Source organism: Streptomyces sp. NPDC087440 (assembly GCF_044744005.1).
Taxonomy (GTDB): Bacteria; Actinomycetota; Actinomycetes; order Streptomycetales; family Streptomycetaceae; genus Streptomyces.
This window is the reverse complement of record NZ_JBIUXN010000004.1, coordinates 202,625-216,286: the sequence shown is the minus strand read 5'-3', so window position 1 is coordinate 216,286 and position 13,662 is coordinate 202,625. Positions and strand designations below refer to the sequence as shown.

Sequence of the window (13,662 nt, the reverse complement as noted above, 5' to 3'; positions counted from 1 at the left end):
GACATGGCGCAACAGCAGCAGGTCGACGAGAAGGCCGACAGCGAGTTCGTGATCGACACGGAGGACTGCGAGGCGCGCGAGCTGGCGTACCGCGAGCGCGGCACCGCCCGGCCGATCACGGTCGTCGGCAACCCGGTGCTGCACCGCGAGTGCAAGAACGTCACCGAGTTCGACGCCTCCCTCGCCTCCCTCATCGACGACATGTTCGCCAGCCAGAAGGCCGCCGAGGGCGTGGGCCTGGCCGCCAACCAGATCGGCGTCGACCTCAAGGTCTTCGTGTACGACTGCCCCGACGACGACGGCGTGCGCCACACCGGCGTCGTGATCAACCCGGTCCTGGACGAGCTGCCCGCCGACCGCCGCGTGCTGGACGACTCCAACGAGGGCTGCCTCTCCGTCCCCACCGCCTACGCCGAGCTGGCCCGCCCCGACTACGCGGTCGTGCGCGGCCAGGACGCCGAGGGCAACCCGATCGCGGTGGAGGGCACCGGCTACTTCGCCCGCTGCCTCCAGCACGAGACGGACCACCTCTACGGCCGCCTCTACATCGACCGCCTCTCCAAGCGCGAGCGCAAGGAAGCGCTCAAGCAGATGGAAGAGGGCACCCCGCGGTACGAGACGGTGCCCAACGCGTAGTCCCCGCTTGTACGTTCACCGGTGCCCGGCCCCTCGACGAGGAGCCGGGCACCGGTCGTTCACCCGGCGTCCGGCCGGGCACCGCTCGTTCGGCCCGCTTCCGGCCGGGGCCTCAGGCCGATCAGGGCGGGTGGGCCGTGTCCCGCGCCCGCTCAGGCGGCCCGGGCCGGGCCCCGGAAGGTCCGGCGGTACGCGTGCGGGGTCGTGCCCAGCGTACGCAGGAAGTGGTGGCGCAGCCCCGCCGCCGTACCGAAGCCCGACCGCCCCGCGACCGCGTCGATCGTCTCGTCCGAGCCCTCCAGCAACTGCTGGGCCAGCAGCACCCGTTGACGCAGCACCCAGCGGTACGGCGTGGTCCCGGTCTCCTGCTGGAAGCGGCGGGCGAAGGTGCGCGGCGACATGTGCGCCCGCTCCGCCAACTGCTCGACGGTCAGCTCCAGTTGAAGGTTCTGCTCCATCCAGGCCAGGGTCTCGCCGACCCGGTCGCACTGGGTGCGGGTGAGCGGCCGCTCGATGTACTGGGCCTGTCCGCCGTCCCGGTGCGGCGGCACCACCATGCGCCGGGCGATGGTGTTCGCGACCTCGGGCCCGTCCTCCTGCCGTACGAGATGCAGACAGGCGTCGATGCCGGCGGCGGTGCCCGCCGAGGTGATCACGCTGCCCTCGTCGACGTACAGCACGTCCGGCTCGAGGCGGGCCCGCGGGTGCCTGCGCGCCAGCTCGGCCACGTGCCGCCAGTGCGTGGTGCAGCGCCGGTCGTCCAGCAGTCCGGCGGCGCCCAGCACGAACGCCCCCGAGCACACGCTCAGCACCCGCGCCCCACGCTCCGCGCCGCGCCGCAGCGCCTCCAGCAGCGGCTCCGGATACGTGCGCGACTCGCAGTGCTGATCGGCGGGCACGCAGATCAGATCCGCCTCCTCCAGCCGGTCGAGCCCGTGCGGGACATTGATGGTGAAGGCCCCGGACCGGGTGGACAGCGGACTCTCCTCGACGGCACAGACCGCGAAGTCGTAGACGGGCAGCCCGTCTTCGCTCCGGTCGATCCCGAACACCTCGCACAGCACGCCGAGTTCGAACGGGTTGGCCCCGTCCACCAGCGCCACGGCCACGTTTTTCAGCATGCCACCAGTGTGGCAGTAATTCGATGCCTCATGACAGTCCTGCCACTCATCAATTCGGCTGCCGTGTACGAGAGTTGAGGCATGAACACATTCCTGAACTTCCTGGTCGTAGCGTTCGTCTTCGTACTTCTCGCACTTCCTTCGCTGATCGGGCACGCCCGGGACCTGCGGATCGATCGGCAGATCCGGAGGGCGGGGGAGGCGCGGGGCGTGGAGGAGGGGAGGGAGCGGGTGCGGGGTGCATATGGCCGTGCGGCATAGGGGTGGTGGCCGGGGTGGGGGCTGGTGGGCTCGGGGTCCGCGCCTTGTGGGGTGGGGGAGGGCGGTGTGGGGGTGGGCCCGGAGTGGGTGTTGGTGGGGCCGCCCTCTGGACCGGAGTGTGGCGCTTACGGGGAGCCCGTCAAGGGCGCTCCTTTGTCGCGTCGGCTTCGCCGATTCCGCTTCGCTTCACCCTTGACGGGCTCCCCTCCAGCGCAGGTTTCGTTGTGCGGAGGACGGCCGAAAAATGGCCCCGGAGAAGGTCCGGGGAGTGGCCGCCCGCCGTTGCCGGGCGGCGGGTGTGTGGGTGGGGGCTCCGGGAAACGGCCGATGTCGTACGTGCACCCGTCGGTGTGTGGGTGGGGTGTCGGCTATGGGTGGCGGGAGCGTGCGTCTGATGGCGGCCGGTGGGGGTGCGCCGACCTCAATGGGGCTGCTGGCGTCAGCTCGGCGGCCGACCGTGGGCGGGCAGCTGGTGCTCAAGCACGTGGCTGATGTGGGTGGGTGGTAGCCGGATTCCTCCGGCCGGTGATGAGTGACGAGTGGTTGGTGGGTGCTCAAGCTTGTTGCTGATGCGGGTGGGCGCATTCCCAAGAGATGGGGGTGCTGGGACATATACGTTCGACGCACATAGCGCCACTCCGTCTCCTGAATCTCGACTTTCGCCGCGCGGGACGCCGTGGAGGGAGGGGACGTTCGTTAAGACCGGAGCAGACGGGTCGTGGCGTGGATGATGCGACGGGTGATGCGATGGTTCATGACGGGGCACGGGTGGGAATTCGGCGGGGTGAGGCAGGGGTATCTCAGAAGTGGGACACATGGGCGCAGAAGTGTCCCACTTCTGAGATACCCCTGCTGCTTCCTCGTGGCATCACCCACCGCCCGTTCATCCCGTTCTCGAAATACGTCCGATCTCTCTCGTCATCGGGCGCGGCGAGAGCCGGGATTCCGGGGACTGGATGGCGTTATGTGCGTCGAACGTATATGTCCCAGCACGGCCACCTCCCTCACCGCCCGCCCGTCGCGGTTTCGATGAACTCCCCTTCTCCCTCCGGGGTATCAGACGTGGCGGGGCCGGGATTCCGGGGATGGGATGACCTTATGTGCGTCCAACGTATATGTCCCAGCACGGCTACTTCCCTGGAATCCACCCACTCACATCAGCAACCAGCTTGAGCACTGGCCCTACGGCGGCCCGCACCCGCAAAGCCCAGCCCGGCAGCCCCATTGAGGTCGGCGCACCCCCACCGGCAGCCATCAGACGCACGCTCCCGCCACCACGAGCCGACACCCCACCCACTCACCGACGGCTGACGAGCAACCCGGGCTGTTTCCCGGAGCCCCCACCCACACACCCGCCGCCCGGCAACGGCGGGCGGCTACTTCCCGGACCTTCCCCGGGGCCATTTTTCGGCCGTCCTCCGCAAAACGAAACCTGCGCTGGAGGGGAGCCCGTCAAGGGTGGAGCGACAGCGAAATCGGCGAAGCCGACGCGACAAAGGAGCGCCCTTGACGGGCTCCCCGTAAGCGCCACACTCCGGTCCAGAGGACGGCCCCACCAACACCCGATCCGGGCCCACCCCAACACCGCCCCCCCGGCTCCGGGAGCGGTCAGCCGGCGGTGCGGTCTCGCGCAAAGGCCCGACCTGCTGTACGGGGCGGGTCTCAATTCGCTTGGGCGGCAGCCGCGTTCAGCTCCTCAGGGCTTCTCCCTGCCTGGGCAGAGCGAGGAAGGCGTTCCAGGCCGCGCTGGTGAAGGTGAGGGTGGGGCCAGCGGGGGTCTTGGTGTCGCGGACAGGGACGATGCCGGGCAGGTTGGGGGCGAATTCGAGGCAGTTGCCCTCGCTGCCGCCGCTGTAGCTGGACTTACGCCATGCCGGTGCTTCGGTGCTCATGCTCATATTCCTCTGCGATCCCCCTGAGCAGTGCCAGGGACTTCTCGTGCGACAGTGCGTCACCCAGGGCTAGATCGTAGGAGGTCTGGCACCGGAGTACTACCGGCTCCTCGTCGATGAGATTTCCCGAGTGCAGGCCATCGGTATAGGCCGCAGGTGGCATGTCGTCGAACCACATGAGCGTCAGACTGCTTTCGACCAGTGCATGACTTCCCACCTCGAACGGAAGCACGTGCACCCGCACCCGGTCCCGCTCCCCCAACTCGATGACATGCCTCAACTGCTCCGCCATGACAGCGGGTCCACCATGAGGACGACGCAGTGCGGCCTCGTCCAGCAGCGCGGTCATGTGGGGCAACAGGGGATCTTCCAGAATGTGCGCCCGCTCCAGCCGCGCAGTGACCGCCTCTTCGAGCTTCTCCTTGCTCTTGACGGGGAAGTAGGCGCGGAACACCGCCCGCATGTACCCCTCGGTCTGCAACAGGCCCGGGATCAGGGTGAGCCCGAACTCCCGGATCATGCAGGCCTGGGACTCCAACTCCCGTGCCGCCTCGAAGTGCTTGGCGACCTTCCGCTTCTTCGCGTCCGGAAGGAATCGTACGAACACCCCTCCCGTCTGGAGGATTTCGTCCAGGCGGCGTGCGTCGTTCAGCGAGGGAATGCGCCTCCCCGCCTCGATGTGCGCGATATGGCTTTGGGTCATGAAGGCCCGTGCGGCCAGCTCTTCCTGAGTGAGCCCCGCCTTTTCGCGGCGGGCCCTCAGCTCCCCTCCGTACGGGGTGGTGGCCTTGCGGGGCTGGGGCCTGGGCAGCGAAGAGGGGTCTGGTTGCATCTCAACTCCCTTGCAGGGGCGACGGGTTGCCCCCGCAAGATACGCCGAGGGCCCCCTCCCCGTAGGCGGAACGGATGCGTTCCACCCCATCCGGCGAGGGGGCCCTCAAGCGTGCGTACCGCAGTACGGCCTAGAAGTCGTCGTCGAAACCGACGGTGCCCTCGACGGCCACCTGGTACGCGGAGACCCGGCGCTCGAAGAAGTTCGTCAGCTCCTGGACGCCCTGGAGCTCCATGAAGGAGAACGGGTTGGAGGACCCGTACACCTTCGGGAAGCCGAGACGCTCCAGGCGCTGGTCGGCGACGCACTCCAGGTACTCGCGCATGGACTCGGTGTTCATGCCCGGCAGGCCCTCGCCGCACAGGTCGCGGCCGAACTGCAGCTCAGCGGCGACCGCTTCCTTCAGCATGTCGGTGACCTGCTGCTGGAGCTCGTCGTCGAAGAGCTCGGGCTCCTCCTTGCGGACGGTGTCCACGACCTCGAACGCGAAGTTCATGTGCATGGTCTCGTCACGGAACACCCAGTTCGTCCCCGTTGCGAGACCGTGCAGCAGGCCCCGCGAGCGGAACCAGTACACGTACGCGAAGGCGCCGTAGAAGAACAGGCCCTCGATGCACGCCGCGAAGCAGATCAGGTTGAGCAGGAAGCGGCGGCGGTCGGCCTTCGTCTCCAGGCGGTCGATCTTCTCGACCGAGTCCATCCACTTGAAGCAGAACTGCGCCTTCTCGCGGATGGAGGGGATCTCCTCGACCGCGTCGAAGGCCGCGGCGCGGTCCTCCGGGTCGGGGAGGTAGGTGTCCAGGAGCGTCAAGTAGAACTGGACGTGGACGGCTTCCTCGAAGAGCTGGCGGGAGAGGTAGAGCCGCGCCTCGGGGGAGTTGATGTGCTTGTAGAGCGTGAGCACCAGGTTGTTGGAGACGATCGAGTCGCCGGTCGCGAAGAAAGCGACGAGGCGGCCGATCATGTGCTGCTCGCCCGGGGTCAGCTTCGCGAGGTCCGCGACGTCCGAGTGGAGGTCGACCTCCTCGACGGTCCAGGTGTTCTTGATCGCGTCCCGGTAGCGCTCGTAGAAGTCCGGGTAGCGCATCGGGCGGAGGGTCAGCTCGAAGCCCGGGTCGAGGAGGTTCTTTTCGCTGTTGGTGCTCATTACTGGCAGGCCTCGCAGGACTCGGGGTTCTCAAGGGAGCAGGCGAGCGCTTCGGCGTCCGATACGTCCGTCACCTGCTGGGCGGGGAGGGTGGTGGGGGCCGGGGCCGCGGCGGACGCCTGCGAGCCGGCGGCGCGGGCGATCCGGGTGGCCGGGCGCGAGCGCAGGTAGTACGTCGTCTTCAGGCCCTTCTTCCAGGCGTACGCGTACATCGAGCTGAGCTTGCCGATGGTGGGCGTTTCCAGGAAGAGGTTGAGGGACTGGGACTGGTCGAGGTACGGGGTGCGGGCCGCCGCCATGTCGATCAGGCCGCGCTGCGGGATCTCCCAGGCGGTGCGGTAGAGGTCGCGGACCTCCTGCGGGATCCAGTTGAAGCCCTGGACCGAACCGGACGCGTCGCGCAGTGCCTCGCGGGTCTGGGCGTCCCAGACGCCGAGCTCCTTGAGGTCGCGCACCAGGTACGAGTTGACCTGGAGGAACTCGCCGGAGAGCGTCTCGCGCTTGAAGAGGTTGGAGACCTGCGGCTCGATGCACTCGTACACGCCCGCGATCGAGGCGATCGTGGCGGTCGGCGCGATGGCGAGGAGGAGCGAGTTGCGCATGCCGGTCTTGGCGACGCGGGCGCGCAGGGCGTCCCAGCGCTCCGGCCAGGTGGGCGTGACGCCGTAGTGGTCGGGGTGCAGGACGCCGCGCGCGGCGCGGGTCTTGTCCCAGGCGGGGAAGGTGCCCGCGCGCTCGGCGAGGTCGCAGGAGGCCTCGTACGCGGCGAGCATGATGCGCTCGGCGATACGAGTGGAGAGTGCGGCCGCCTCCGGGGAGTCGAACGGCAGCTTCAGCTTGAAGAAGACGTCCTGGAGGCCCATCGCGCCCAGGCCCACCGGGCGCCACGTGGAGTTGGACTTCCCGGCCTGCTCGGTCGGGTAGAAGTTGATGTCCACGACGCGGTCGAGGAAGGTGACGGCCGTGTGGACCGTCTTGTCCAGGCGGTCCCAGTCGATCTCGCCGCTGTCGAGGACGAAGGCGCCCATGTTGACCGAGCCGAGGTTGCAGACGGCCGTTTCGCCGTCGTTGGTGACCTCGAGGATCTCGGTGCACAGGTTGGAGGAGTGGACCGTGTGGCCGGGCTCCGCCGTCTGGTTGGCGGTGCGGTTGGAGGCGTCCTTGAACGTCATCCAGCCGTTGCCGGTCTGCGCGAGGGTGCGCATCATGCGGCCGTACAGCTCGCGGGCCGACATGGACTTCTTGGCGAGACCGGCGGCCTCCGCCTTGCGGTAGGCGGCGTCGAAGTCGTCGCCCCACAGGTCCACCAGCTCGGGGACGTCGGCGGGGGAGAAGAGGGACCACTGGCCGTCCTGGTCCACGCGGCGCATGAACTCGTCCGGGATCCAGTGGGCGAGGTTCAGGTTGTGGGTGCGGCGGGCGTCCTCGCCCGTGTTGTCGCGGAGCTCCAGGAACTCCTCGATGTCCGCGTGCCAGGTCTCCAGGTAGACCGCTGCGGCGCCCTTGCGGCGGCCGCCCTGGTTGACGGCCGCGACGGAGGCGTCGAGCGTCTTCAGGAACGGGACGATGCCGTTGGAGTGGCCGTTGGTGCCGCGGATCAGGGAGCCTCGGGCGCGGATGCGCGAGTACGAGAGGCCGATGCCGCCCGCGTGCTTGGAGAGGCGCGCGACCTGGTGGTAGCGGTCGTAGATGGAGTCCAGCTCGTCGAGAGGGGAGTCGAGGAGGTAGCAGGACGACATCTGCGGGTGGCGGGTGCCGGAGTTGAAGAGCGTCGGCGAGGACGGGAGGTAGTCCAGGCGGCTCATCAGCTGGTAGAGCGAGGCGACCTCGGCGAGAGCCCGCTCGCTGTCGTCCTCGGCCAGACCGGAGGCCACGCGCAGCATGAAGTGCTGCGGGGTCTCGATCACCTGGCGGGTGATGGGGTGGCGCAGGAGGTACCGGCTGTAGACCGTGCGCAGGCCGAAGTACTCGAAGCGGTTGTCGCCGTCGAGGTCGATCAGCTCGTCCAGCGCCGCCGCGTGCTTGGCGACGAAGTCGGCCGTGCGGTCCGCGATGAGCCCTTCGCGGTGACCGACGGAGACGGACTCGGAGAAGCAGCCCACACCCTGGGTGGCGGCTTCGTCCCGGATCGTCCGGGCGAGGAGGCGCGCGGCGAGGCGCGAGTAGGCGGGGTCCTCGGAGATGAGACCGGCGGCGGCCTCGGTGGCGAGCTCCCGGAGCTCGGCGGCGTCCGAGCGCGCGTTGCGCCCACGCAGGGCGGCGGCGGCGACCCGGCCGGGGTCGGTGTCGGTCAGGTCGGCGGTCAGGTCGGTCAGGGTGCGCAGCAGCGCGGTCCCGGGGGCGTCCTGACTGTCCTGACTCTGCTCGGCGATGGCCGGATCGACTGGCGCGATGGTCACGTGGGGGCTCTCCCTCGCTCGGCGCGGGGCCACGGGGAGGAGCGGGGGCGCGCGAGCACACGGCAGCCCGGAAAAGGGCGCACGTCGCCTGGCGTCCACCGGCCCATCCTCGGGGCCCGGACGTATCGGTATCCGGTTCGGTCGAGCCGGATGAGCCGTCGGCAGGTCCTCGGACTTGGCGGTGCGCAAATGCGCACATGACACACCGTTGCGGGACAGTTCCGGATTCTCACCGGATTCCCCTGCGGCGACAGCGAGGACGAGCATACATGTGGTGGGTGCCCGTTGGGGAACCCACCACATGTTGTGTCGCGTGGCGTAACACTTCACCGGCGGAAGCAGGCCGGAGGGCCCCGTGCATAGGGGCTAAAGCCCCAATTCGTACGTCAGCAGGCCCAGTCCGGGCAGCGGTTCCCAGTCCTTCTCGGGCGTTCGTACGAAGCCCAGACGCTCGTAGATCCGGTGCGCGCCGAGCATCGTCGGCTGGGTCGACATCACCAGCCGTACGACGCCTTCCTCGGCCCGTGCGCGGTCGATGCAGGCCCGTACGAGTGCCCCGCCCACGCCGAGGCCCCGCGCCGCGTGCGCGACCGCGAGCATGCGGAATTCGGCCTCGCCGGCGACGGCGATGTCCTGGAGGGGGCTGCCCTGGGGAGCATAGGTGACGGTGCCCAGCACCGTCCCGTCGGCGTCCACGGCGACCAGCAGCTCGGCCTTCTCGGCGCGGGAGGCGGCGTCGCGCAGGACCGGCAGGTAGGTGTCCTGCGCGCCGTGGGAGAGGAGGCCGTCGTCCAGGTAGGCGTGGGCGGTGATCTCGCCCACAGCGGTGTATTCGGCGGGTTCCGCGATGCGGATGCGCATGTCCATGCCCGGCAGTGTGCAACGGCGACGGCCCGGTGTCCCACCCCGTATCGAGGGGCGGGACACCGGGCCGTACGACAGCCGGCCGGACCGGCTCAGCAGCAGGCTCAGCAGCAGCGGAAGCCCTCGCGCGGGTCGCCCTCGCGGGCGTCGGTGCGGCTGCGCTCGAAGGCGCGGCGGGACATGACCGGGGCGTTCGGGTCGTGCGAGCGGGCGTGGGCGACGTAACGGTCGTACGTCGCCTCGCCCGTCAGCTCGCGCACGAACCACCGCAGCCGGGACAGCCGGTGCCGCCATGCTGCCGCGCTGCGCAGGGCTCCCGTGCTCACGTGCCGCAGTGCCCCGGTGCTCATACCGTGCTCTCCTCCTTCAGCGGGCGGCCGTCCGGGCCGAGGCCCGCGGCGGCCAGCTCGGCCTTCTCCTCCTTGGTGGCGAACAGCGAGGCCGGGGCGACGATCTTCGACTTCACGTACGCCGTCTCGCTGAGGGTGACCGCCGCCGGGTGGCGGATCGCCTTCAGGCAGGCGCGGCAGGCCTCGAAGAGGACGACCACGATCAGTACGGCGAAGAGGATCGAAAGGACGCCGTCCACCGTGGAGTTGGTGACGATGGTCTCCATCTGCTCCCGGTTCTTGGCGAGTCCGACCTTGTCGAGGCCCTTGTCGAGAGCGGTCTGGTAGACGTCGCGCTGGGCGAAGAAGCCGACCTTGGGGTCGTCGGAGAAGATCTTCTGCCAGCTCGCGGTGAGCGTGACCGCGACGTCCCACAGCAGCGGAACGGCCGTCACCCAGGCGTACTTGAGGCGTCCGGACTTGATCAGCAGCGTGGTGCAGACGGCGAGCGCGACGGCCGCGAGGAGCTGGTTGGCGATGCCGAACAGCGGGAAGAGCTGGTTGATGCCGCCCAGCGGGTCGTGCACGCCGACCCACAGGAAGTAGCCCCAGGCGATGACGACGATGGCGCTGGCGATCCAGACGCCGGGCTTCCAGCTGACGTTCTTGAACGGCTTGTAGACGTTGCCCAGCATGTCCTGGAGCATGAACCGGCCGACCCGGGTGCCCGCGTCGAGCGTCGTCAGGATGAACAGCGCCTCGAACATGATGGCGAAGTGGTACCAGAACGCCTTCATCGCGGCCCCGCCGAAGGCCGCCGAGAAGATCTCGGAGAGGCCGAGCGCGAAGGTCGGCGCGCCACCCGTACGGTGCAGCAGGCTGGCCTCCTCGACGTCCTTGGCGGCCTGCGCCAGGGCGTCGGGGGAGATGGTGAAGCCGAGGTTCCCGACCGCCTGGGACGCGGCCTGCACGGTGTCGCCGACCACGCCCGCGGGCGCGTTGACCGCGAAGTACAGGCCCGGGTCGATGATGCAGGCGGCGATCAGCGCCATGATCGCGACGAACGACTCGACCAGCATGGAGCCGTAGCCGATCGTCCGGATCTGCGTCTCCTTCTGGATCATCTTCGGGGTGGTGCCCGAGGAGATGAGGGAGTGGAAGCCGGAGAGCGCGCCGCACGCGATGGTGATGAAGACGAACGGGAAGAGCGAGCCCGCGAAGACGGGACCCGTCCCGCTGGTGGCGAACTTGGTGATGCCGTCCATCTTCAGCGTCGGCAGCGCGATCAGCACGCCCACCGCGAGCAGCCCTATCGTGCCGACCTTCATGAAGGTGGAGAGGTAGTCGCGCGGGGCGAGCAGCAGCCACACCGGGAGGACCGAGGCGAGGAAGCCGTAGACCACCATCCAGATGACCAGCGTGCCCGGCTCCAGCGTGAAGGTCTCCGCCCACGAGGACTCCGCGACCCAGCCGCCCGCGACGATGGCGAGCAGCAGCAGCGCGACGCCGATCAGGGAGACCTCGGTGACCCGGCCCGGGCGCAGGATGCGCAGGTAGATGCCCATGAAGAGGGCGATCGGGATGGTCATGCCGATGGAGAAGACGCCCCAGGGGGACTCGGCCAGCGCGTTCACGATGATCAGGGCGAGCACCGCGAGCAGGATGATCATGATCGCGAACACGGCGATGAGCGCCGCCGCGCCGCCGACCGCGCCGATCTCGTCCCGCGCGATCTGGCCGAGCGAACGGCCGTTGCGGCGGGTGGAGAAGAACAGCGTGACCATGTCCTGGACCGCGCCCGCGAAGATCACGCCCGCGACGATCCAGATCGTGCCCGGCAGATAGCCCATCTGGGCCGCCAGCACGGGCCCGACCAGCGGACCCGCGCCCGCGATGGCCGCGAAGTGGTGCCCGAACAGGACGCGCCGGTCGGTGGGGTGGAAGTCCACGCCGTCGTTGTTCAGTTCGGCCGGGGTGGCGCGGGTCTTGTCGACCTTGAGCACCCGGTTGGCGATGAACTTCGAGTAGAAGCGGTACGCGATGGCGTACGAGCCGAGGGCCGCCGCCAGCATCCACGCGGCGGACACGTCCTCGCCGCGGGACAGCGCGAGCACCGCCCAGCCGGCCGCGCCGACGATCGCCACCAGGGACCAGATCGCCACCGACTTGGGCGACGGCCTGCGCCGGGCGGGCTCCGGGGCGGCCCCGGCCTGCTCGGTCTCCGCTGTCGGTCTCGGCTCTGCCATGGCGATCCGTCCCCTCGCGCGATCTTTACAGTCGTAACGTGCGCGAAATCTAGGGGCTGCGACCGCGCTGCGTAACCCCCTGTCCGTATATCGGTACGGACACGGGCCGACCATTGCAGGTCAGCGCGGGACCAGCGTCAACTCGCGGGGGAGGGGGCCGGGTTGTGGAACGGGGCCGCCGACGTGGTCGACGGCCCCGGGGCGGGACTACCAGCAGGCGTACTCGCGGTTCGGCTGGCTGACCGGCTCCTGCGTGTTCGGCTTGAGGTAGACGACCTTGTAGAGGCCGTACCAACGCTGCGTCGAGGACTGGGTCTTGCTCTTCAGCGTCTGGATCCAGCGGACGCCACCGGAGTTGTTGTCGTACGAGGAGGGGCAGCCCTTGCCCGTCAGGTTGGTGGGGCCGCCTGCCGCGTGCGCCGAGGTGGACATGGTGAGGGCGAGCATGCCGCCCGCCAGGGTCACTGCCGCCAGCTGTGCCTTTTTCCTCATGGGATGACGCGCCTTTCGGTGGATCCGGGTAGGTGCGGAACGGGTCGAGCGCGGTGCTTGCCGGTGGCCACCTGGCGTCCACGATCCTTCTTGACGGCCCCGTGCGGGTCAATGGACTAGACCAAGTGGCTGGCCGGAAAAAGCTGTACCGCGACGGGGCGCGGGAGCCGCGCCCACCGTGCGCACCTGGACGGATGCCCGGGCGGTCACGGGGACCGGATGCGGTCGAGGTCCTGGATCAAGCCTCAAACGCACCGTCTCCGTGGTCGGTTCTGGCGGTCAGTCCTGCGGGCGCTGGAGCCTCGCCACGAACTTGTAGCGGTCGCCGCGGTAGACCGAGCGGACCCACTCCACGGGCTCGCCGTTCTTGTCGAGGGAGTGGCGCGAGAGCATCAGCATCGGCAGGCCCACGTCCGTGCCCAGCAGCCCCGCCTCGCGCGGGGTGGCGAGGGAGGTCTCGATGGTCTCCTCGGCCTCGGAGAGGCGTACGTCGTAGACCTCGGCGAGGGCGGTGTAGAGCGAGGTGTACTTCACCAGTGAGCGGCGCAGGGCCGGAAATCGCTTGGCGGACAGGTGGGTTGTCTCGATCGCCATCGGTTCGCCGCTCGCCAGGCGCAGCCGCTCGATGCGCAGGACGCGTCCGCCGGCGGTGATGTCCAGAAGCCCGGCGAGGGTGTCGTCGGCGGTGACGTACCCGATGTCCAGGAGCTGCGAGGTGGGTTCGAGGCCCTGGGCCCTCATGTCCTCGGTGTACGAGGTGAGTTGGAGGGACTGCGAGACCTTCGGCTTGGCGACGAAGGTGCCCTTGCCCTGGATGCGCTCCAGGCGCCCCTCGACCACCAGCTCCTGGAGGGCCTGGCGCACGGTGGTGCGGGAGGTGTCGAACTCGGCGGCGAGGGTGCGCTCCGGGGGCACCGGGGTGCCCGGGGGGAGGGTTTCGGTCATGTCGAGCAGATGCCGCTTGAGGCGGTAGTACTTCGGGACGCGGGCGGTGCGGGTGGGGGCGGCGGCCTCCGTCGCCGTACCGCTCGCGGTGGCTCCCGTGTCTGCTCCCGTGCTGGTCTCCGTGCGTCCCCCGTCGGTGATCATGGTCCGCCCTTCCGGCTCCTGCGCTGCTGCCGTCACCGGCTCCTCCGTCTGTCGCGGCTCACATGGATGGTGGCACGGTCCGCCGCGCGGGGCTCGGGCTCCGCGCGATTCCCTCTTATACACCGCGACGCGTGGGAACGCGGTGGCTGCAGGGGCTGTTGTGCGGCCTCGTGCGGGGCCAGGTGTCGGTCCGATAACGGACGCAACGAGTGGTCTTACACACCCTTGACACCCCAAAAGGTCTAGGCCAAGCTCCAGCTACTGGTCTAAACCATTAAAGACCAGGTCCCAGTCCCACAGGCCGTACTTCGTGCGTTGTCCTCGCGGTGGGCAGGGGGTTGCAGGCATCCCTGA

At 69.1% G+C, this 13,662-nt stretch carries 12 protein-coding genes and 1 riboswitch; of the genes, 2 read left to right on the top strand and 10 right to left on the bottom strand.

The annotated features are described in order from the left end of the window. Window positions 1-3 precede the first annotated feature (3 nt). Window positions 4-636 (top strand): peptide deformylase, encoded by a 633-nt coding sequence (gene def / locus ACIO3O_RS12050; RefSeq protein WP_401744741.1) that lies wholly within the window; start codon window positions 4-6, stop codon window positions 634-636. A gap of 152 nt (window positions 637-788) precedes the next feature. Here def and ACIO3O_RS12045 read toward each other — a convergent pair whose 3' ends face one another. Beyond that, on the bottom strand, window positions 789-1,757 hold the full coding sequence (locus tag ACIO3O_RS12045; protein ID WP_401744740.1) for a helix-turn-helix domain-containing protein: 969 nt from the start codon (window positions 1,755-1,757) through the stop codon (window positions 789-791). 81 nt (window positions 1,758-1,838) lie between these two features. Here ACIO3O_RS12045 and ACIO3O_RS12040 point away from each other — a divergent pair, with 81 nt between their 5' ends. Next, window positions 1,839-2,018: a hypothetical protein gene (locus ACIO3O_RS12040; protein WP_401744739.1), complete on the top strand. Its 180-nt coding sequence runs from the start codon at window positions 1,839-1,841 to the stop codon at window positions 2,016-2,018. 1,688 nt (window positions 2,019-3,706) lie between these two features. On the opposite strand, the gene ACIO3O_RS12035 is transcribed toward ACIO3O_RS12040, so the two are convergent. The 9 genes from ACIO3O_RS12035 to ACIO3O_RS11995 all read right to left on the bottom strand — a co-directional run bounded on the left by ACIO3O_RS12035 (window position 3,707) and on the right by ACIO3O_RS11995 (window position 13,308). Further along, window positions 3,707-3,910 (bottom strand): DUF397 domain-containing protein, encoded by a 204-nt coding sequence (locus ACIO3O_RS12035; RefSeq protein ID WP_401744738.1) that lies wholly within the window; start codon window positions 3,908-3,910, stop codon window positions 3,707-3,709. Continuing rightward, complete coding sequence (locus ACIO3O_RS12030; protein ID WP_401744737.1) at window positions 3,882-4,742, bottom strand: Scr1 family TA system antitoxin-like transcriptional regulator; 861 nt, start codon at window positions 4,740-4,742, stop codon at window positions 3,882-3,884. The genes ACIO3O_RS12035 and ACIO3O_RS12030 overlap by 29 nt, the downstream gene beginning before the upstream one ends. Window positions 4,743-4,872: 130 nt before the next feature. Continuing rightward, window positions 4,873-5,889 (bottom strand): ribonucleotide-diphosphate reductase subunit beta, encoded by a 1,017-nt coding sequence (locus tag ACIO3O_RS12025; protein ID WP_401744736.1) that lies wholly within the window; start codon window positions 5,887-5,889, stop codon window positions 4,873-4,875. Then, the gene (locus ACIO3O_RS12020; RefSeq protein ID WP_401744735.1) at window positions 5,889-8,288 is read right to left on the bottom strand and encodes a ribonucleoside-diphosphate reductase subunit alpha; all 2,400 of its coding nucleotides are present in this window, start codon (window positions 8,286-8,288) and stop codon (window positions 5,889-5,891) included. Before ACIO3O_RS12020 ends, ACIO3O_RS12025 begins: the two co-directional genes overlap by 1 nt. A 142-nt stretch (window positions 8,289-8,430) precedes the next feature. Beyond that, window positions 8,431-8,572, bottom strand: a riboswitch (cobalamin riboswitch). Between the two features lie 82 nt (window positions 8,573-8,654). Further along, entirely contained in the window at window positions 8,655-9,155 is a 501-nt protein-coding gene (locus ACIO3O_RS12015; protein WP_401744734.1) for a GNAT family N-acetyltransferase, read from the bottom strand. A gap of 101 nt (window positions 9,156-9,256) precedes the next feature. Beyond that, a complete protein-coding gene (locus tag ACIO3O_RS12010; RefSeq protein ID WP_401744733.1) occupies window positions 9,257-9,502 on the bottom strand; it encodes a YbdD/YjiX family protein in 246 nt (81 codons plus the stop codon). Next, the gene (locus ACIO3O_RS12005; RefSeq protein WP_401744732.1) at window positions 9,499-11,727 is read right to left on the bottom strand and encodes a carbon starvation CstA family protein; all 2,229 of its coding nucleotides are present in this window, start codon (window positions 11,725-11,727) and stop codon (window positions 9,499-9,501) included. Before ACIO3O_RS12005 ends, ACIO3O_RS12010 begins: the two co-directional genes overlap by 4 nt. Before the next feature lie 207 nt (window positions 11,728-11,934). Then, complete coding sequence (locus ACIO3O_RS12000; RefSeq protein ID WP_401744731.1) at window positions 11,935-12,219, bottom strand: hypothetical protein; 285 nt, start codon at window positions 12,217-12,219, stop codon at window positions 11,935-11,937. A 279-nt stretch (window positions 12,220-12,498) separates the two neighbouring features. Next, the gene (locus ACIO3O_RS11995) at window positions 12,499-13,308 is read right to left on the bottom strand and encodes a GntR family transcriptional regulator (RefSeq protein ID WP_401744900.1); all 810 of its coding nucleotides are present in this window, start codon (window positions 13,306-13,308) and stop codon (window positions 12,499-12,501) included. Between the last annotated feature and the right edge of the window lie 354 nt (window positions 13,309-13,662).